Genomic DNA, 18742 nt, shown 5'->3' with positions numbered 1-18742 from the left:
TTTTTCCGCCACTCTTTCTGTTACACGCTGTGAGAACTGCAGTAAGATCGCAAAGGGCCCTGGGCAAGGTGGAGTGGGGTCAAGTTCTGTTATCGCCTATAGAGAGACCTCTATTTAATATTTTTAGCATCTTTATTTAAAAATGCTTTAAATAGCAAGAACAAGTGATATGTGGATGCCGGAAATAGCCTAGTCTACACAATCGAGTTATCATCTTTATATTGGCAATTCGGGGCGTCTATGTGACTTTGGAAAAAAAGATGTTAAAGCCGGAGGAGAGCGTTAAGATACTTCTAGAACATCTAGGGGAGGATGTCACAAGGCCGGGCGTTGTCGAGACGCCTAAGAGGTTTGTAAAAGCGTTATGGGAACTGACTAGAGGCTTAAGGGAGCCGCCTCCTGAGGTCGTGTTTTTTCCAATGGAATACGACGCAGAGCCGGGGCCTGTTGTGATTGAAAACATAAGCGCCGTCTCTCTCTGCGAACACCATCTGCTTCCCATATTCCTCAGCGTCTCAGTCGCCTATGTTCCCGGAGATGGCGTGCCAGGGCTTAGCAAGGTGATTAGGTTAGTCAAGTGGGCTGCCGCAAGACCTATAATGCAAGAGAGGTTCACCCAGTGGCTTGCCGATCTGTTAATGGAAAAACTCAGAGCAAGAGCGGTCGCGGTGAGGGTATGTGGCGTGCATATGTGTTCGTTTATCAGAGGAGTTCGCGACGAACATCACAACATGGTTACTGTAGCAAAGAGGGGGGATATCGATGTGAAACTAAGATGTAGAAAGCCGCCGCTGTGTAAATGAAAATAGTTGTCACAGGAGCGAGCGGAGGCATAGGAGACGCCCTTGTCAAGCTAGCCAAACGCCGTGGTGATTACGTAGTTGGCATTTCTAGAGGCAACTCTGAGGCTGATGTGCACTATAGTTGCGACGTGCTCAACATCGCTTGTCTAGAGAAGGCAGCTGCCGATGTGAGAGAGGTAGACGGCGTGGCTGTTGTACACGGCCATGGAGAGGCTTCTTTATGGACAAAAGGAGTGAAGGAGCTGACTGGCGAGGATTTTCTCGAGGTTTTTAGAGTTGATGTTGTTGGTAGCTTCAACGTCGTTAAGGCTTTTCTCCCAGCACTTAAGCCCACAGCGTCTATAGTATTGGTGTCGTCGACTCCGGGGCTCCTCGGCGATAGATATGGTATTCCATATGCAGTAGCCAAAGGAGCTGTCATAGCGCTTGCTAGAAGCCTTGCAAAGACTCTAGCGCCAATTAGGGTAAACGCCGTGGCCTTCGGCCCCATTGAGACTAAGTGGACAAGTTGGGTTACATCAGAGGAATTTGAAGAGTTCAAGTCAAGGACTTTACTAAAGAGACTGGGACGCCCAGAGGAGGCGGCTGAGGCGATCTATTGGCTACTATCGCCGGCCTCTAGCTATGTGACTGGCCACGTCCTTGTGGTAGACGGCGGCGAGTCTCTTTAAGTACGACTAGGAGGGCAATTACTACCATAAGGAAGACTACGCCAACGAACATGTACAGTGTCGGAGTCTTCTCCTGTTGCGTCTGCGGCTTTGTTAGGCCTATGGTAAGATGGGCTATCTCTCCGGGCCTCAGTGTTATGGCATATGTGACGTTTCTGCCGCCTACCTCTGTATATATTTTATAAGTGCCTGGGGGTAGTTCCGCCCGTCGCGGCATTTGTGCCACCAGCGTATAGTTTCCCACTATATATACTCTATCAACAGGCTGTTGATAATTAAAGAGTATGTAGGCGTTTTCAACGACTATTATATAAGTCTCGGAGGGGTGAGACGCCACTAAGGTGACGTTTTTCTTTGTAAAGCCAGCGTCTACAGCCACGCTGTATACTACATGCGGCAAAACCCAAAGCTCTGCCCGGCCTTTAAAAGCCCGGCCGGCGATATATATCGTCCAGTCTGTTCTCAATACGCCAAACGAATCTATAGCGCGTACTACTAGTCTAGTGGCGTTTATTGTAATTATACGGCCGCAGTAGTCTCCCGGGTGGAACTTAGCCTTATACGCCGTCCCGTTCGGCAGTATAACCTGAGTCTCCACTACGCCTAGGTATGTCGCCCCCTTTGTTAGAAAAACTGTAACATTAACTATGCCCGAGGTCAAGGTGCGGTTTCCCTGATATATTAAAATACGAGTTGCCGGAGGTTTTGCAGAAATTCTACAACGTGCGACTAAACCAATAGATTCTAGATCTATGCTTAAATCCCATACGGTTCTCTTGACTATAGATGCGTTTGGCAATTCTACACCACCTATATCCGTTATATATACTTCTACTGGATAGTTTATATTTCCCACGGGCAAAGGATGTGTTAATTTATTTTCGGCATATGGAATTTTTATATCTGCATATGTCCCATTTCTAAGCTTAGCCATTTTTATGACTATAAAGCCGCTTGTGTTTATCGGCAATATGTCTAAGTAGTATATATATCTAATAGTTACAAGGTCGTAACCAGTGGCGTAGGTCTTCCAGACAAGTAAGTCTCCTATGTAGATCTCAATAGGTAGTCCCTGCGGCACCTTTGCTACACCTGAGGAATTTGTCAAAGTGCAATAATCTAGGTAACACACTGTGGCATTTACTACGGGGAACCCTAGACTATCTCGTATTTCTACTATAGCTCCTAGAGCTAGTATAGAAGCTAATAAAACAAATAGACTTTCTGTGAATACAAAGATAAGGACTCGAAAGTTAATAGCATGAAGTATAGAGCTTGCGTACACTGAACAAAAGCTCCTTGGAGGTTAAAAACTTGATCTAGAGATGATGTACATCTCTGTGAATTGTCTGCCAAAAGATCTATGTTCAAACTGCCTACTCCGATATATGTATTTATTCACTTTAGCTTTTATCGCCATAATGGTTAAAGAAAGGTTTTTATATATACAGAGATCTAGGTCATGCCGTTTTACACTTCACAATTTGCATCACTAGTCTTAACTAAAAAAATACAGGATGTCTATGCTTTCAATTTAGCGATACATTTAAATATCTCTAATTTGCTCAGTTACTATGACTGAGGAGGTAAAATTAACAGATAGACAATATCAGTTACTAAATCACTTGCTTCAGAGGGCGCAACCAATGAGGGTTTACACAGTATATGGCGATCAAGACGAGATAGCTAGAGAACTTGGCATGACGCGGCAAGCCTTGGCAATACATCTAAAACGGCTTAAAGAACTTGGGCTTGTGCGGACTGGTAGAGAGTTTGTAGATATCACTGAGAAGGCAGTTAAGTTGCTCAAAGGTCAGTCTAATGACGTAATTATACTTGTGAAAATAGAGCCAAAATATAGAGAGAAGGTATATGATGCCGCAAAGAAGCTTCCGATAGAAAAGGCTATGAGACTTGCTGGCGATTACGACTTGGCAATCATCACGCAGGAGACTGTGTTAGACAAAGTGCTAGATTCTATAAACAATATGGAGGGTGTAAAGGAGACTAAGACATTAATATCTATAGGCGCAATCAAGGAGTAGTTTCAAAATTTTCACTTTTTAAAAATACTCTGTCGGTGCGTTAAGTATTGTAAAGAACGTAGGCGTGACATATTTCAACTCTTTCAACTTCATAACTTCCTGTGGAAGAGCTATGTCACGTGCTATGGCTTTGCCATCCTCTGTTAAGATGTATTTGTTGCCGTCTCTTATGACGTAGCCTCGCTTCTCCATTTCTGCTAAAACGCCTTGGACTATAATGTTATCCAGTATTTTTTCAAGTGGCGGCAGTAGTCTACTCCTAGTCGCTACTATTTGCCATACAGACGCTAATAACTCCGGAGTGGTATCTCCAAGAGTCTTCAAGATGCCAGCAACGATAGGTATTAAACTCTCTACTTCAACTCTGTCTGTTAGAATAGCGATTTCGGCAGGTAAAACGCCTCTCTCTACATAATCTCTAAGAGTAGACAAATTATAATCTCCGCGATCTATGTCGTAAAGCGCTAGTGTAAGAATGAGAGTGACATCTCCATAGTTTAGATATCTGGCTATATCATAATTATATAGCTTCATAAATGCTATTTCACAAAACTTCCTATCTTTTTTACGACACCACTTGTTTGCCATGGCCTTTGCATAGAGCTCTTTTAACGGAGGGAGTTTTTTATAATTCCTAACGCCTAGCATATAGAGTAACCATGCGATTTGGTACGCCATCTTGGTCTTTAACTCGGTAGCAAACATAACCCCAGCTTAAGCAACGCTATATCCTTGAATTAAAGTTTTACGGTTTTAACGCAACGCTTCCCAACAGTAGTTTGACATTGCAAACAGCAAGCCTTGCACTTTAGGGCGGGGATGGATTTAATCTAAATATTTTTTCATGGCTGAGTTGGTGAAGAGGGCGGAAGAGAGGAGAGGGAGAGGCGGGCGCCGCGCGGGGGTAAATCCAAGCATGGAAAGCAACGAAGTGTGACCCAGCTTCTTCGCCCTCCTGGCGAAGCTGAACGCCGGAGAGCTCCACATGAAGAAGGTCTCTCCTCCCGGCTACTGGAAGGATCGCCTCCTTGGGAAGAGGGTGAAACGCCTTATCGTGAGGAGCGACCGGTACTACGTAGAGCCAGTGAACAACGGAGAAGAGTACATCGTCCTCAAGGACTTCGGCATGAGGATACGCCGGGAGGATGAAGTGGTCTGGGGAGCAGTGCAGGCTGGAGATTGTATACGAGTGGGGGAGGTGGCTCGCCCACCTCCCCATAGAGGTCGGCGTCTGGTTGCCTGCCAGCAACCCCAGGGGGTATACGACCACACCATAAAGCGGCTAAATTCACAAGAACGGCGGAGTCCAACGCGGCTTCTGCAAGAAGTTCAACATCGTGCTAAACGCCGTGAGAAACATAGCCGCGAAGCTCGGCCACAAGACGCCGAGGAAGATAGAAGCCTACTATTCCACGTCAAACAGATTAACCCCGGACAACGGCCGAGACCCCCACGGTGGAAACCCAGCCTAAGGAGAGGGGGTCATAAACCGCTGGGCAAATATTTTTAACATGGAATGTCGCAACCCCTACAATGAAGTATCTTATTGGTAGAGATTTTGCATTTCCAGAATATATGCCAAGATTTCCGCCATTTTACGAGTTTGATATTCTTAAAATGTACCTCAATATTACAATAAATATTGAACAAAGAGCTGTAGAGGGCTTAGTTAAATATAGAGTAAAGGCGAAAAAAGATTCTGCAAAGGTTTTACTAGATGCTGTTGAAATCGATTTACTAGACGTAAGCCACGAATTTTATTACGACGGAGAAAAGATAGAGATCAGGCCGCAGTGGAAAGCCGGCGAGGTTATTGAAGTAGCGGTAAAATACAGAGCTAGGCCTCGGGCTGGAATGTACTTCGTCACCCCCCATGGCCAAAGGAGAAGCGTCTACGTGTGGACTCAGGGGGAGAGCGAGTATAACCGCTACTGGGTTCCGCTACCGGATTCCCCCAACATAAAGTTCCCGTGGACTGTGGCGGTGACGGTGCCTAAGCCCCTCGTCGCGGGAAGCAATGGGCTGTTGGTGGAGATCAAGGAGGGGGAGGACAGCCGGACCTACGTCTGGGAGATGAGACACCCCATGTCTCCATATCTCTTGGCCATAGCCGCCGGCGACTTCGAGATATATAGCGAGAAGTGCGGCGAGGTTTTGCTGGAGTACTACATCCCGAGGTACATAGGCGGCGAGTGGCGCTATAGCTTCTACAACACCTGCGAGATAATGCGGTTCTTCTCGGAGTACCTCGGCGTTCCCTACCCCTATGAGCGATATGCCCAGGTAGTGGTGCCAGAGTTCATATACGGAGGGATGGAAAACACGACATTTACCATACTTACGGACTGGACTATACATGACAAACACGCCCACTGTCCCTACGGCGAGTTCCCCTGCCCCGGCCAGGAGGACTTTTCATCCGATCCGCTGGTTGCCCACGAGATGGCTCACATGTGGTTTGGCGATTTAGTCACGGCAAAAGACTGGGGGCACATAGCGATAAACGAGTCCTTCGCGACCTTCATAGAGGCGTTGTGGACCGAGAGATCCAAGGGCCGGGAGGAGTACCTCTACGAGATTTATACAAACTTCAAGACGTATCTAGGCGAGTACTCCCGCCGCTATTCGAGACCCATCGTCACCAACGTCTATAAGATCCCCGACGAGGTGTTCGATAGACATGCCTACGAGAAGGGGTCTGTCGTCCTCCACATGCTGAGGAGTCTCCTTGGCGACGACGTCTTTAGGAGGGGGCTGAAGGTATTTCTGGAACGGAATAGGTATAGGGCTGTGGATATAGAGGATCTCCGGAAGGCTCTAGAGGAGGCGGCGGGGAGAGATCTGGAGTGGTTCTGGAGGCAGTTTTTCTACTCGGCTGGTCACCCCGTGTTAAAAATCTCGTGGAACTATTCAGACGGCGTTATAAAACTACAAATTAAACAAACGCAAGGCGAGGACAGCTACCCGGTTTACACTCTCCCCCTCGAGATTAAGATAGTGTATGAAGACGGAAAGAGAGAAACTAGAGAAATTATGCTGGATGAAAAAGAGACAACTTTACACATATCTGGAGGCAAGCCAAGGTATATATGTATAGACCCCGCTTTTAAAGTAATGAAAGCGCTAGATCTTCAGTATCCTCTGGAGTCTGCAATTGCTATGCTTGACGACGAAGATTTCTACTGCCGTATCCAGGCTGTAGAGGTACTTAAGAAAAATGAGAGTGTAAAAGCTGTTGATGCCTTAGCCAGGGCGTTACAAGATAAATTCTGGGGTGTGGCTACAGAAGCCGCCAAGGCCCTTGGGGAAATTGGAACAGCTTATGCAGTTACTAAACTAATAGAGAGTTATCACATAGTTTCTCATCCAAGAGTTAGACGAGCTATAGTCGAAGCCCTAGGCTCCTCAAGACGGAAAGAAGCAGCAGAATTTCTAGACAAAATACTGCATAACCAAAACGAAAGTTATTATGTGAGAGCAGAGGCGGCGAGAGCACTTGGCAAGATTAAGTGGGAGTTTGCCGAGCATAGTTTAAAAAGAGCCTTGGAATATACAAGCCACCTAGACGTAATTAAGAGGGGAGCTTTGGAAGGGCTTGCAGAGCTAGGGACAGACGATGCTTTAAAAATAGTATTGCGTCATACTGAACCAGACATGCCTACTTATGTTAGAGTAACTGCTGTACAATCTCTAGCTAAGTTTGGCCCACGTAGAGAAGTCCTAGAAACCATCAGAGCCGCTCTCCGCGATGAAAACTTTAGAGTTAGATATGCAGCAGTAACGGCAGCACTTGAGTTATTAGATCAGCGTCTCATACCGGATTTACAGGAGCGCATGGAAAGAGATGTAGACGGTAGAATTAGACGTGTGGCTAGGGAGGTTATTGAGAAAATCAAGAGGGCTATGGAGAAGGGGGCTGAGTACCAGAAGTTGAGAGAAGAGGTAGAAAAACTACGTGACGAATATAGAAAACTACTTGACCGAATAGGCAAACATTAATCCTATGCCCGTAAAAATCATCGATCATGTCTACGCCCAGTACCTCCTTACTCAATTAAGAAACAGAAATACAAAAGGTATTGACTTTAGAAAGGGACTTGTAAGACTAGGACGTATCGTAGGGTATGAGCTTGTAAGGTATTTCCCGACTAGAGAGGTAGAGGTAGAGACTCCTTTAGGCAAGGCTGTGGGTATCGAAATACTGGGTCTTGACAAAGTTATAATTGTACAAATTCTCCGCGCTGCCATGCCCTTTGTCGAAGGTCTATTAAAGGCTTTTCCACAAGCACGTCTAGGCGTGATAGCTGCAAGAAGAAAGGAGGAGGGGGGTGTAGTAGACGTGGAGGTTTTCTACTCGAAAATTCCAACCGTCGAAAGGGAAGACATAGTCATAGTGGCAGACCCTATGTTAGCCACAGGCATTACGATGACTAGAGCAATAGAGGAGGTTTATAGAGTGGGACAACCTGGAAGACTCATTGTAGTCTCTGTAATTGCCACACCTGTGGGTATTGAGCGTGTTTTATCTAAATATCCGGAGACAGAGATCTTTGTAGTAGCTATAGATCCCACACTTAACGATAAAGCTTTTATAGTGCCCGGTCTGGGCGATGCCGGCGATCGTGCCTTCTCAACTTAGTGTCCGTATTGTAATATATGCCCAGTATCCCACGGCCAAATACGCTAGGTAGGGCAGTCCGTATCTCGCCTTAATCCACTCCTTTTCGGTTTTAATAGCCGTAGGATTGTATTTCTCCATATCTTTTACCTCTCCCACTATATATTTAAGCGGATTTTTTAAAAACTCTTGACGTGACACACAGACATGAGTTATTTTTTCCAAGGCCGACATTTGACACGGTCTCTTACGGTTTTTTAAGTACAGCCATAACATAGTTAGAGGTAGCAAGAGGGACCCAGCTATAACTACCACAAACGGAGTTGGCAAAAAGAGTACAGGTGGCGCGGCGCTAATAAGCGCTAGCGCTATAGAGTCGGCGTATCCGGCCCCCAACAGTCTCATAAACAGAGCCAATGCGGCGCCTATAGCAAGCGAAAAGAGGTAGAGCGGGCCCCCCCAGTTTAGGTATATCAACATGGCGGCAGGAGCCGCTGACGCTATGAAGATCCGCGGATCTATCTCCCTGGTCTTGAGGTCTTGTATTGCCGCAATTGTCAGCAAAATGCCGAGAGCTACCTCGCCTATCATTGCTGGAGTCTCCTCTTTAAAGCGTCGATCCGCGGAGTTGCCAGGGGATTCACCCCTTTGGTTTCCGCAAGTTTAACTGACGCTATACCAACTTCCCTAAGGAAAGAGAGTATACCTCTTGGGTGCATCTCCACTGTGTATTGTACCCCGCCGAGGATTTCTAACGTTGCTTTTACCCGCTCACGGTGTTCTGGCGGTATATGGGGACTTGTCAATGCCACCACGGGCCGTTCAGCTCCCTCAATCCAATTATGGTGAGCCTCTGGGAGGATCTCTACAGAGGGCTCTATCTTGCTATTTTCATTAAATTCGTTTTTTATGCGGTACGCCACGCCCCTCATGCTCTCAGGCGCTACAATAGTCGGTCTTTTTTGAAACTCTACAATCAAGCTTTGGACAAGGCCCTCGTTTATTGGCTCTAAGAAGTCAGGAATTTCAATATTTATACCATAGATGTGACGTATTACGTGGAGAGCCGCTGTAAATAGCTGTGGAAGCGCGGCGCGTGGCGCAGAGGCCTTTGGCACTATTACTGTTGGAATACCGGCTTGCGCAAGTCTGCCGCCCGTGGTTATGGCTATAGCCGGAATTCTCTTCTTTTTTGCATATTCTACAGTATATAGAGTTTCTACGGTGTTCCCAGAGTAAGACACAGCAATTAACAAACCGTCTCTAGCCCTTAAAAAGTAGTCTTTTACAGGTATCACCTCAAAATCCCAGTTCCACACTATGGAAAGATCTCTAATAAGATCCCCCACTACGCCAGAGCCGCCCATACCGCTAATATAAAGCCTAGGCGTCGGCTCTATCGATATTTCCACTCCTTCTATACGGTAACTAAGCGGTATGTCGACATTCTTTATTATATAGCGTTCCCAGCTTAGGTAGTCTTCCAACATGTTCACATTACTCATTGAGACGGCTTTTAAAATATACAAAGAGTATAAGATGTGCCTCGCTTTAGCGTTGTCATAAACGGCGTTGAGATATCTAGAGAGTGGAATTGGGAGCAGATTTTAAAAGTCAAGGAGGAGCTAAAGAAGTTAGGGTTTCGATGGAACGGCTCGAGTTGGCAAGGGAGGACAAAAGACCTAGGCATATTGACGAGAATTAAACACCTCCTGGAATTAAGCCACGAAGAATACATGTCTATTCTCTCAACTATAAGCCACAATGCTTCAGGCGGTGCAATTTTGATAATCGGATCACTACCCGATGAGTTAAAAAACAGCGTAATTACCAGTGAAGGTGATGTCCATCTTGTATCTTTAACAGGATTTCTCAGGAGATTTATCGCCGAGAGTAAAGAGATAAGTCGCGTATCTAGTTTCGAAGAGTTAGTAGAGATAGGCGGAGAGAGGTTAAGAGAGATTCTCCGAGGAGTCCAGGTATTAGGCGACTTAGAGAGTGCCATAAGAAATGCAAAGGAATTTGTACTGTCGTCAAACAAACTGAGAGAACTCTTTTTAAAGAGGAGAAGCTGGAGAACGGCCTCTGTAGGGCCAAATTACGCTAAAGTTAACTTTTTAGCGTCTGGTTTATTAAAACGGCTTGGAGAAATTAAGCTTAAGTACAATATAGTCAATAAAGACGGCGATCTTGAAGAGCGCGATTTAAAACTTGTAAATATTTTGAAAAATGAGAACTACTATATAATTAGATTTCCTATATTTATAAGAGATAGAATTATAAAAATATTAGAGGAATTTGGTTATGTAATAGAGAGTTTAAATATGAGATATCCCAGTGTTGAATACAAAAAGTCGTTTTCCCTATACCCATTCCAATCGGAAGCTGTAGAAAGTTGGATTAGGTACGGCATGAGAGGCACTGTCGTTATACCGACAGGCGGCGGAAAAACTTTTGTCGGCCTTGAGGCTATACGTAGAACTGGAGTTTCCGCCTTAGTTTTAGTAGTAACTAAAGAGTTGGCACTACAATGGGTTGAACGAATTAGGAAGTATTTAGGCGTCTCTCCCGGCATGCTTGGCGGCGGCGTAAAAGATTTAAGAGATGTAACAGTTGCGATCTATAACTCCGCCGTTAAATACATTGATGAACTCACAGGAAGATATGGCCTTGTGGTCTTTGATGAAGCTCACCACGTCCCCGCAGAGACATTTAAAGAAGTTGCGCTAAACTTAGACTCGCCCTACAGATTGGCACTTTCAGCAACGCCAGAGAGAGAGGACAAAAACGAACACCTAATTTTTGAAGCCGTGGGGCCGATTGTATACAGAGTCTCCTATCGCTCAATGATAGAGGCTGGTCTAGTCGTCCCTGTGGAACACTACAGAGTTTATGTTAGGATGACAAAAGAAGAAGAAGAGACCTATCGTTCTCTGCCGGCTGACAATGCAATACTATTAAGAAACGCCGCGGCGAAAAGCAGTAGAAAAATAGAGGTAGCATTGCGTATAGTCTCTAGAGAGGTTGCGCTTGGTTCAAAAGTGTTAGTTTTTACACAATTTATAGACCAAGCAGAGGAGGTATACAGAAGGTTACGAGAAATGAAGATAGCCGCAGAGCTCATCACCTCAGAAGAGGGAAATCGCGAGATTGCGCTAAGGCGGTTTAGCTCTGGAATTAGTAACGTAGTTGTAACTACGACAGTTTTAGACGAGGGGGTAGATGTGCCAGACGCCGAAGTGGCTGTCATAGTGAGCGGCACAGGATCTAAGAGACAGATGATACAACGAGTTGGCCGTGTGGTCAGAGCGGCTGCCGGCAAAAAAGCCGCTAGAGTATACGAGATAATTACTAGAGGAACTATAGAGGAGGCGTTGTCAGAAGCGCGCCACTTTAACGATGTGGTAGAGGAAGTTATCTGCAAAAGAGTTTTAGAACAAGACCTAGACATACTTCTTAATAGAACTACGTCATTAACTAAGTGGCTGAGAGGGGGAATCCATTAGATATTCTGTGCTAAGTATGATTCGTATTTCTCTATCAACTCTGGCGAATCTTTTTCCTCAGGTACTAATAGTATATACTCAACGTCCTCCTCTGCATATCTATAGCTTTTCCAATATCTAAACCTCAGTTCCTTAGGTAGGTACAACATAGCTAATCTCCTATCGCCGAAGGCGTGTCTCATTTTACAATCGCAACCGTCCACTGGTTGATCTGTAAGAATATGGTACCCCACGCCGCAATCACAGAGCCAGTATTCTTTATTTTTTACATGGGTAAAGATAAAGGCGTCTACTCTATCTTGTACTCTTCTATATATTGGCTCTATTACCCCCTCTATATAGAGTATAGGCTCTACAGTGAAGTGTATCGGCATGATTGCGACATATCCCGTGGCTGTCCTCCAGTAGTATTTTCTGTTCTTTTTCACCGGCTCAATTATGCCCTCAAAGTAGAGTTTGTTAAGTACTCTCAATACTTTATGTCGCGGCTGTTTAAGTAAATTTACAAGCTCTGATGTAGTCACCTCACCTCTCTCGCGTAATATACGCAATATCTCTTCTCTTAAATCCATGTCACTTTTTCAGTATATATATAAAAATCTTATTGTGATATACAAACAGCTTTTATATACTGAGGCGAGAAGCTCTCCGAAGATCAGAATGTATTACATAAGTTCTACTTTTATCTCTGGCTTCATTCTTTAAGCTTCTATTTTCATACGTATGTGATAACCACTCTACAGCGTTCCATTACGTTTCCCCCCATCAGGCTAAAAAAGATAGACGACTATGTAATATACATTACAACACACGAAGTCTCGCTTGAAGAACTAAAAGAGAGAGGATTTGATATCGGAAAAGGCAAAGGAGATATCACAAGATTTCTAGAACGGCTAAAGATAGTTGAAGTACTGAACGGCTCTGTGCGACTAACTGCATTAGGTAGACGGTTTGTTACTCTTAAGGAGATTCTCGGCTTGTCTATATATCATGCGCTGTTTTTCCAAAGAGTTCCACAATATAGGCTTTTGGTAGAGATATTAAAGGAAGTTAGAGAAGTTAGACGTGAGGATTTATATAACCTTGTAAATGACCGTATATCGAAGATATCGCCGACGGCATGGGTAAATAAAGTCGCGTTTAAAACCTTGTTACAAATTGCAGAAGATCTAAACGTTGCAAAGAGAAACGGAAATATCTATAGCTTCCTGGAAGATCCCGTAGAGAGATCAGTAATCGAGTATTACAAAAGATACGGTGTAAAAATAGGCCAAAGCTTCTACGTACGTCCAGATGCAGTAATAATAAAAGAGTGTGGAAAAGAGGAGCCTCCATACGGTCTCTACAGAGTTGATGCCGTATGTACAGTGTCAAATATATATAACATTTTTACAGAGTGATAATAATGAAGAGAAGAGAAGAGAGACGTACCACCTTATTTGACTTTATACAGCAGGAGAAGAAACTGGAAGAGCGCGCGCCAAGTAGGGATATATCTGAAGAACTATATCAAATGCTCAAAACTAGACGTCAGGTAAGTAAAGAGGAAGTTACAAAATGGGCAAAAGATAGGGGGGTGACAACCGTAGAGTTGATAAAAGCTATAGAGAAGCTTATAATAGAAAAAAAGATAAAAAAGCGGCTTGACGACGAGGGAAACTTAGTCTATGAGGTAATATAAGTGCTGATGTTATACAAGTTTATGGTTATAGTTCCGTTGTAACTCAGGTCTATACAGGAGGCAACAACGATAGGCCCTGATTTATTTGCCGACAGAAAACAACTAGTATGTCTTGTAGCTTCAAAGACAGATTTATAGTAAAGTAACTCCGACATAAGATATCCGGTATAAGTCGCCAATATAACGCAAATTGAAAAAAGAAGCGTTGCTATTACACCCTCTACTATATTCATGACGAGAAGATTTCGCGTAGCATCTCAATATGACTAAATGCATATAGTGCTACGTAAAGCGCTGCGAGCGCTAATACTGTCATTAACAAGTGGTACAAAATTCTCATAGTCGAGCTATAAATGTGTTCATATACTCTATATCTTTTAATACTCCCTTAATTATTAATAAAAGACTATCCCATGGAAATATTATTACAAATATTAATAATAATATAGAAACTACGGCGGCGACGACAGCACTGAGTAGAGTCTCTTCTAGAACTTTCACATATCTATCATGTAGTTTAAAAGCTAATGTATAAAAAGCTTAAAAAGCAGCACAATCTTCATGACCAATGGGGATTCTAAACTCCTGCCCAGTTATAATCCTCATAAAGTAGAGACAGCAGTACTAGAGTTTTGGGATAAGAACAGAATATTTGAGAAATGGAAGACTTGGCGCGGCGGCCCTATATTCGCCTTTCTAGAGGGGCCTCCTACCACAAACGGCATGCCACATGTAGGACATATCAGAGGCCGTACGTATAAAGACGTAGTATTGAGGTTTTATAGACTTTTGGGCTACGACGTATGGCCACAAGGCGGCTGGGATATGCAAGGCATGCCCGTCGAGTGGGAGGTAGAGAAGAGACTTAAGCTAAAGAGCAAGAAAGAGGTGGAACTGTACGGGCTTGAACAGTTTGCAAAAGAGTGCAATAAGCTAGTAGACGAATACCTCGCCTACTGGAGAGAGTGGGGAACCAGGAGACTAGGACTTTGGCTAGACATAGATAACGCATATGAGACTAGGAGACCTGCATATATAGAATACGTTTGGCGGGTTATTAAGAGGGCGTATGAACGCGGCCTGCTCGTAGAGGACTACAGAGTGTTGTGGTTCTGCCCCAGGTGCGAGACTTCGCTTAGCGACCACGAAGTGGCGCTTGGCTACGAGGAGAGGAAAGACCCCTCGATATACGTCAAATTCAAAGTAGAGGGGCGTGAAAATGAGTATTTAATCATTTGGACCACAACGCCTTGGACTCTAGTTGATAATGAGGCCGTGGCGGTCCACCCGGAGTATGCCTATGCCAAGGTTGAGGTGGAAAATGGGGAAAGGTGGTGGGTCGCAGAACAGCTAGCGCCTAAGCTGATGGAACTGTTCGGGGTAAAGAGGTGGCGTATCGTAGAGGTGAGGAAGGGCTCCGAGCTCTTCGGCCTCCGCTACATGCACCCACTTGCTGAAGAGGTGCCGGAGAGGGCGGGGAGAACCTACATAGTGGTCACCGCAGATTTCGTGACGCTAGATCAAGGCACAGGCCTTGTACATATAGCGCCCGGCCACGGCCCCGAGGACTTTGAAGTTGCTAGAAAGTACGGTCTCAGGGTTACAAACAGCGTGGAGATCAACGGCATATACAACGAAATGGGTGGCAAATACGCTGGGAAGTATGTACACGACGTAGATAAAGAAATCATCGAAGACCTCCGAAAGAAGGGCCTCCTAGTCAAGGCGGAGGAGATAAAGCATGAGTACCCCCACTGCTGGAGGTGCGGCACCAAGCTCATACTTAGGGCAGATAGACAGTGGTTCATTGCGATATCTAAGATCAGAGAGCATATGTACAAGGAGCTGAGAGGAGTAAACATAGTACCTCAGAAGCTCAGGGACAGGTTCGATATCTTTGTCCAAAACGCTCGCGACTGGAACATTTCAAGGAGTAGAGTGTGGGGTACCCCCCTGCCGATATGGCGCTGTAAAAAAGATGGGAGGATCCTCGTCGTAGGGTCCCTGGAGGAGTTGAAGAAGCTGGCTAAGGAGCTCCCGCCGGTAGACGACTTCTGGCTTGTGCACAGGCCCTGGATAGACAGAGTAGTGCTGAAGACTGAGGACTGCGACGAGTGGGTTAGAGAGCCCTACGTGATTGACGTGTGGCTAGACAGCGGCGTTGCTTGGATCGCGGCTGTAGACGGAGAGAGGAACAGAGAACTCTGGTCTAAACTGTTCCCATACGACTTTGTGACCGAGGGCATAGACCAGACCAGGGGGTGGTTCTACTCGTTACTGGCGTCTGCGATGGTATACATCGGGAGAGCGCCGTATAAAACTGTGTTAATACAAGGCCTCATCCTAGATAAATACGGCCAGAAGATGTCTAAGAGCAGAGGCAACGTCATCTGGGCCAAGGACCTCTTTGAGAAGTACGGCGCAGACCCAGTCCGTCTGTACATCCTATTGAAGGCGGCGCCTTGGGAAGATCTCGCCTTTGACCCCGACGAGGTAAAGATGGCTATAAGCAATTTAAACATACTATGGAACATCGTAAAATTTGCCGACATGTATATGTCACTTGATGGATTCTCTGCAGAGAAGTATCCGCTTGAGGAGTGGATAGACAAAGCTCTTGACGAAGATAGATGGCTATTGTCTGAACTCAATAAGTTGATAGAAGACTTTACGCAATATATCAGAAACTTTGAGTTTCACAAAGCGGCAAACCTCTGGAGGGACTTTATAGTTGAGACTTTAAGCCACCGCTATATAAGACTTCTACGTAGACGTGTTTGGACCGAAGAACCTAGCGCCGATAAATATGCCGCATATGCTGTCTTACACCATGTGTTAAAAAACGTGCTAATATTAGGCTCTATACTTGTACCATTTATCACCGAATATCTATGGCAGACATATGTTAAAAAATTCGAGAGAGAGGCCGCAGAATCTGTACATTTGGCGAATTATCCAACCGCAGGCCCCATAGATAAAGAGCTTATGGAAATCTTCCATGAGTTATTCACTGTCTTCTCTGCTTTAGCTGAGGCCAGAAATAAGGCTGGCATAAAACTCCGCTGGCCTATAAGAGAGGTTTACATAAACGGAGGGAGATATGTAGATAGATATAAGGAACTTCTAAAGTATCTAAGCAATGTAAAAGAGGTCAAAGTCGGCACATGTCCTAGCGAATATATAAAAGCTACAGAGGGCACAATCGAGGTTTGTATACCTGCTAAGCTAGAGCCTGAGCTTTACTATGAAGCGTTGGCAAGAGAAATCGTCCGTAGGATACAGGTCATGCGTAAAGAAGCTGGACTAGAGATAAACGACGTCATACAAATAGTAATAGACACAGAGTTGGAAGATGTTAAAAAAGCAGTAGAGATCTTCCAAGACTACATAAAACGAGAAACTCGCGCCATGGAGTTAAAAATTGCAAAAACGACAAGCGGCAAAGAGTGGGACATACTAGGCGAAAGAGTGACTATAGAAATTAGAAAAATATGACCGCACCGTCTGTCCCTAGGCTATTGCGCCTAGGGACTTTCTCCTCGTCTGCGCCTTCACCGGCGTCTCGGGCGTGGGGCCGGGTGGCCATCCTTGAGTGCTCGTTTCTCGATGTTTATGACGGCTGCCGCGTCTCTCCCCCACAGCTGTCATAGCCGTAGAGGCTATGACCGCACTCCCGCTCTAAAGGGCAGTGTTTTAAGTCGTAGTCAGTTGGTAGGGGCATGCTCATTTTCTCACTGAAGAACCACATCATCACCAATTATATTTACCTCTAAACCTCAAATTTATTCATGATGACAACGACCGCTTACGAATTGTGACGAGGGTATGCAGCGCTGATACAACTTTACGAAATATAAATGTAGTTAAATTAAGGTGTTGTGAAAGAGTACTTGGCCTTATTCGTAATTATCGCCGTGTTTTTCTATCTTACATATGCCATAGCGTCTCTACCTGGATCAGACGGTTTGCCTGGTAGTGGCGGTTATATAAGCGATGAGGTTTGGTATGTCACGTCGGCTAGAAACATACTGCACGACTTCTTTAAAACTCCAGCTAACTCGCCCTACTATACCACCACATTGGACTGTCTCACTAATGAGAGCAGAATTGTGAAAGAATATGTCAACATAAATGCAGTAACTGTTACAGGCAACGTCAAGTGTTACATAAGGAGGGGATTTCCATATCCAGACAAAGAGGGGATACTCAGCTACTACAACTTTGAACATCCTCCGCTGGCTAAATACGTAATAGGGCTTATGGAAGCCATCCGCGACGAGCCGCTCTTCTGGAGGATCCCCTCTATGGTGCTTGGAGCGGCCACGCTTATGCTCGTCTTTCTCTCGGCGAGACGTGTAACGGGAAATCTATGGGCGCTGGCAGCTACGGCTCTCATGATATTCGACAACACCTTTAGAGCTATGTCCGGCATCGCCATGCTAGATATATATCTCGCGTTTTTTACAGCTCTGCTAGTCTACCTCCACCTCTCTGGGAGACTACTGGGAGTTGGAACGGCATTAGGTCTCGCGGCTTCTGTTAAGTACTCTGGGGTGTTTCCCATATTTGGACTTGCCTACTTATACGGAAGACGGGGGGTCTGGGGCTTCGTAGCGGTTTTTCTCATGGCTATGTCTGTGTTTACACTGGTCAACATGCCTATCGCCGGGCAGTTAGGCATCCAAAGGTGGGTTCATGAGATTCTAGCCGCAATATCGTGGCATACTACCTCCAGACCGCCGGGCCCTATCGCCTCTAATCCCTTGGACTGGCTTTGTATGCACAATAGTTTCGCCCTATATACCAGCCCAGACATATATGCCTCAGGGACACCCGCATATCTTGTAGCGTTGGTTTATGCCTTATATAAAAGAGATGACGTTTCTATACTGTATCTTTCTACATATGGGGGCTATTGGCTGGTGTATTTGCTTGGCAACCACACGCTCTACAGCTTCTACACTACGCACTTCTCGCCGCTCGCTCATATACTAATCGCAAGGCTTTTATCAGACATAGCTAGGAGGAAGTAGATTGGCGTTTGCTTACTTCTGTATGGATACGACTTAGTCTTTCGTATATGTCGAGAAGTAGAGACATAGACCGTAGATGGTCTACCATTTCAGATGCCGTTAGCTTTTCTAACTCTCTACCAAGCTGTAGAATTTTGTCAAAAATTATTTTCCTGACTTCTCTTAGCTGAATTACCTCTAGCGCTTGTTGTGCCTCCTCATCAGATTTTACAAGTACTACAGTCTTCTCACAATTGGCGCAGTAGAGCTCTCCCGTTTTTAATCTCACTAATACGGTACCGCAGACAGGACAAGTATACGGCGTAAGAGCTGCGCCGGCCCTAACTAGTTGGGCTATTTTTTTCACAACATCTCTCTCCACAGTGTCTGAACTGATAAAGAGAGT

At 45.1% G+C, this 18742-nt stretch carries 19 protein-coding genes; 11 read left to right on the top strand and 8 right to left on the bottom strand.

Translation table 11 applies throughout. The features are described from left to right. Positions 1–260 precede the first annotated feature (260 nt). Positions 261–803 (top strand): GTP cyclohydrolase I, encoded by a 543-nt coding sequence (gene folE / locus ACZ49R_RS00380; RefSeq protein WP_464734140.1) that lies wholly within the window; start codon positions 261–263, stop codon positions 801–803. Next, entirely contained in the window at positions 800–1474 is a 675-nt protein-coding gene (locus ACZ49R_RS00375; protein WP_464733252.1) for an SDR family NAD(P)-dependent oxidoreductase, read from the top strand. Before folE ends, ACZ49R_RS00375 begins: the two co-directional genes overlap by 4 nt. Here the strand turns inward: ACZ49R_RS00375 and ACZ49R_RS00370 are convergent. Further along, positions 1422–2759, bottom strand: a complete 1338-nt coding sequence (locus tag ACZ49R_RS00370; protein WP_464733251.1) for a hypothetical protein — start codon at positions 2757–2759, stop codon at positions 1422–1424. The genes ACZ49R_RS00375 and ACZ49R_RS00370 overlap by 53 nt on opposite strands. Before the next feature lie 289 nt (positions 2760–3048). Here ACZ49R_RS00370 and ACZ49R_RS00365 point away from each other — a divergent pair, with 289 nt between their 5' ends. Beyond that, positions 3049–3519, top strand: a complete 471-nt coding sequence (locus tag ACZ49R_RS00365) for an Lrp/AsnC family transcriptional regulator (RefSeq protein WP_011763366.1) — start codon at positions 3049–3051, stop codon at positions 3517–3519. 18 nt (positions 3520–3537) lie between these two features. Here ACZ49R_RS00365 and ACZ49R_RS00360 read toward each other — a convergent pair whose 3' ends face one another. Together ACZ49R_RS00360 and ACZ49R_RS00355 are read right to left on the bottom strand one after the other, a co-directional pair. Beyond that, positions 3538–4224, bottom strand: coding sequence for a hypothetical protein (locus ACZ49R_RS00360; RefSeq protein ID WP_464733250.1), 687 nt, complete (start codon positions 4222–4224; stop codon positions 3538–3540). A gap of 103 nt (positions 4225–4327) precedes the next feature. Beyond that, entirely contained in the window at positions 4328–4789 is a 462-nt protein-coding gene (locus ACZ49R_RS00355) for a hypothetical protein (protein WP_464733249.1), read from the bottom strand. 67 nt (positions 4790–4856) lie between these two features. Between ACZ49R_RS00355 and ACZ49R_RS00350 the strand changes: the two genes are divergently transcribed. The 3 genes from ACZ49R_RS00350 (at position 4857) to upp (ending at position 8158) form a co-directional block, all read left to right on the top strand. Continuing rightward, the gene (locus ACZ49R_RS00350) at positions 4857–4991 is read left to right on the top strand and encodes a hypothetical protein (RefSeq protein ID WP_464733248.1); all 135 of its coding nucleotides are present in this window, start codon (positions 4857–4859) and stop codon (positions 4989–4991) included. A 61-nt stretch (positions 4992–5052) separates the two neighbouring features. Beyond that, positions 5053–7518, top strand: a complete 2466-nt coding sequence (locus ACZ49R_RS00345; protein WP_464733247.1) for a M1 family aminopeptidase — start codon at positions 5053–5055, stop codon at positions 7516–7518. 4 nt (positions 7519–7522) lie between these two features. Further along, positions 7523–8158, top strand: coding sequence for a uracil phosphoribosyltransferase (gene upp / locus ACZ49R_RS00340; protein ID WP_011763370.1), 636 nt, complete (start codon positions 7523–7525; stop codon positions 8156–8158). Here upp and ACZ49R_RS00335 read toward each other — a convergent pair. Then, the gene (locus ACZ49R_RS00335) at positions 8150–8728 is read right to left on the bottom strand and encodes a prepilin peptidase (protein WP_464733246.1); all 579 of its coding nucleotides are present in this window, start codon (positions 8726–8728) and stop codon (positions 8150–8152) included. The genes upp and ACZ49R_RS00335 overlap by 9 nt on opposite strands. Continuing rightward, a complete protein-coding gene (locus ACZ49R_RS00330) occupies positions 8725–9627 on the bottom strand; it encodes a bifunctional phosphoglucose/phosphomannose isomerase (RefSeq protein ID WP_464734139.1) in 903 nt (300 codons plus the stop codon). The genes ACZ49R_RS00335 and ACZ49R_RS00330 overlap by 4 nt, the downstream gene beginning before the upstream one ends. 51 nt (positions 9628–9678) lie before the next feature. Here ACZ49R_RS00330 and ACZ49R_RS00325 point away from each other — a divergent pair, with 51 nt between their 5' ends. Continuing rightward, the gene (locus tag ACZ49R_RS00325; protein WP_464733245.1) at positions 9679–11643 is read left to right on the top strand and encodes a DEAD/DEAH box helicase; all 1965 of its coding nucleotides are present in this window, start codon (positions 9679–9681) and stop codon (positions 11641–11643) included. Here the strand turns inward: ACZ49R_RS00325 and ACZ49R_RS00320 are convergent. Further along, on the bottom strand, positions 11640–12215 hold the full coding sequence (locus ACZ49R_RS00320) for a helix-turn-helix transcriptional regulator (protein ID WP_464733244.1): 576 nt from the start codon (positions 12213–12215) through the stop codon (positions 11640–11642). The two genes, ACZ49R_RS00325 and ACZ49R_RS00320, sit on opposite strands and share 4 nt — an antisense overlap. Positions 12216–12368: 153 nt before the next feature. Between ACZ49R_RS00320 and ACZ49R_RS00315 the strand changes: the two genes are divergently transcribed. After that, positions 12369–13043 (top strand): hypothetical protein, encoded by a 675-nt coding sequence (locus ACZ49R_RS00315; RefSeq protein ID WP_464733243.1) that lies wholly within the window; start codon positions 12369–12371, stop codon positions 13041–13043. A gap of 5 nt (positions 13044–13048) precedes the next feature. Then, the gene (locus ACZ49R_RS00310) at positions 13049–13324 is read left to right on the top strand and encodes a hypothetical protein (protein ID WP_464733242.1); all 276 of its coding nucleotides are present in this window, start codon (positions 13049–13051) and stop codon (positions 13322–13324) included. A gap of 336 nt (positions 13325–13660) precedes the next feature. Here ACZ49R_RS00310 and ACZ49R_RS00305 read toward each other — a convergent pair whose 3' ends face one another. Further along, the gene (locus ACZ49R_RS00305; protein ID WP_167827680.1) at positions 13661–13825 is read right to left on the bottom strand and encodes a hypothetical protein; all 165 of its coding nucleotides are present in this window, start codon (positions 13823–13825) and stop codon (positions 13661–13663) included. Positions 13826–13885: 60 nt separating this feature from the next. Between ACZ49R_RS00305 and ileS the strand changes: the two genes are divergently transcribed. Both ileS and ACZ49R_RS00295 read left to right on the top strand, forming a co-directional pair. Further along, complete coding sequence (ileS, locus tag ACZ49R_RS00300; RefSeq protein WP_464733241.1) at positions 13886–16819, top strand: isoleucine--tRNA ligase; 2934 nt, start codon at positions 13886–13888, stop codon at positions 16817–16819. 383 nt (positions 16820–17202) lie between these two features. Beyond that, entirely contained in the window at positions 17203–18357 is a 1155-nt protein-coding gene (locus ACZ49R_RS00295) for a glycosyltransferase family 39 protein (RefSeq protein WP_464733240.1), read from the top strand. On the opposite strand, the gene ACZ49R_RS00290 is transcribed toward ACZ49R_RS00295, so the two are convergent. After that, positions 18344–18718, bottom strand: a complete 375-nt coding sequence (locus ACZ49R_RS00290; protein ID WP_464733239.1) for an Sjogren's syndrome/scleroderma autoantigen 1 family protein — start codon at positions 18716–18718, stop codon at positions 18344–18346. The genes ACZ49R_RS00295 and ACZ49R_RS00290 overlap by 14 nt on opposite strands. Positions 18719–18742 lie beyond the last annotated feature (24 nt).

The sequence above is a fragment of the Pyrobaculum organotrophum genome (assembly GCF_055384425.1).
The sequence above is the reverse complement of the archived record's forward strand: the minus strand, read 5'-3'. Positions and strand labels throughout refer to the sequence as shown.

Excerpts from the sequence above, each read along its gene's own strand:
- upp (WP_011763370.1), top strand. The coding sequence starts at position 7,523 with ATGCCCGTAAAAATCATCGATCATGTCTACGCCCAGTACCTCCTTACT.
- ACZ49R_RS00335 (WP_464733246.1), bottom strand. The coding sequence starts at position 8,728 with ATGATAGGCGAGGTAGCTCTCGGCATTTTGCTGACAATTGCGGCAATA.
- ACZ49R_RS00375 (WP_464733252.1), top strand. The coding sequence starts at position 800 with ATGAAAATAGTTGTCACAGGAGCGAGCGGAGGCATAGGAGACGCCCTT.
- ACZ49R_RS00330 (WP_464734139.1), bottom strand. The coding sequence starts at position 9,627 with ATGTTGGAAGACTACCTAAGCTGGGAACGCTATATAATAAAGAATGTC.
- ACZ49R_RS00360 (WP_464733250.1), bottom strand. The coding sequence starts at position 4,224 with ATGTTTGCTACCGAGTTAAAGACCAAGATGGCGTACCAAATCGCATGG.
- ACZ49R_RS00365 (WP_011763366.1), top strand. The coding sequence starts at position 3,049 with ATGACTGAGGAGGTAAAATTAACAGATAGACAATATCAGTTACTAAAT.
- ACZ49R_RS00345 (WP_464733247.1), top strand. The coding sequence starts at position 5,053 with ATGAAGTATCTTATTGGTAGAGATTTTGCATTTCCAGAATATATGCCA.
- ACZ49R_RS00320 (WP_464733244.1), bottom strand. The coding sequence starts at position 12,215 with ATGGATTTAAGAGAAGAGATATTGCGTATATTACGCGAGAGAGGTGAG.
- ileS (WP_464733241.1), top strand. The coding sequence starts at position 13,886 with ATGACCAATGGGGATTCTAAACTCCTGCCCAGTTATAATCCTCATAAA.
- ACZ49R_RS00310 (WP_464733242.1), top strand. The coding sequence starts at position 13,049 with ATGAAGAGAAGAGAAGAGAGACGTACCACCTTATTTGACTTTATACAG.
- folE (WP_464734140.1), top strand. The coding sequence starts at position 261 with ATGTTAAAGCCGGAGGAGAGCGTTAAGATACTTCTAGAACATCTAGGG.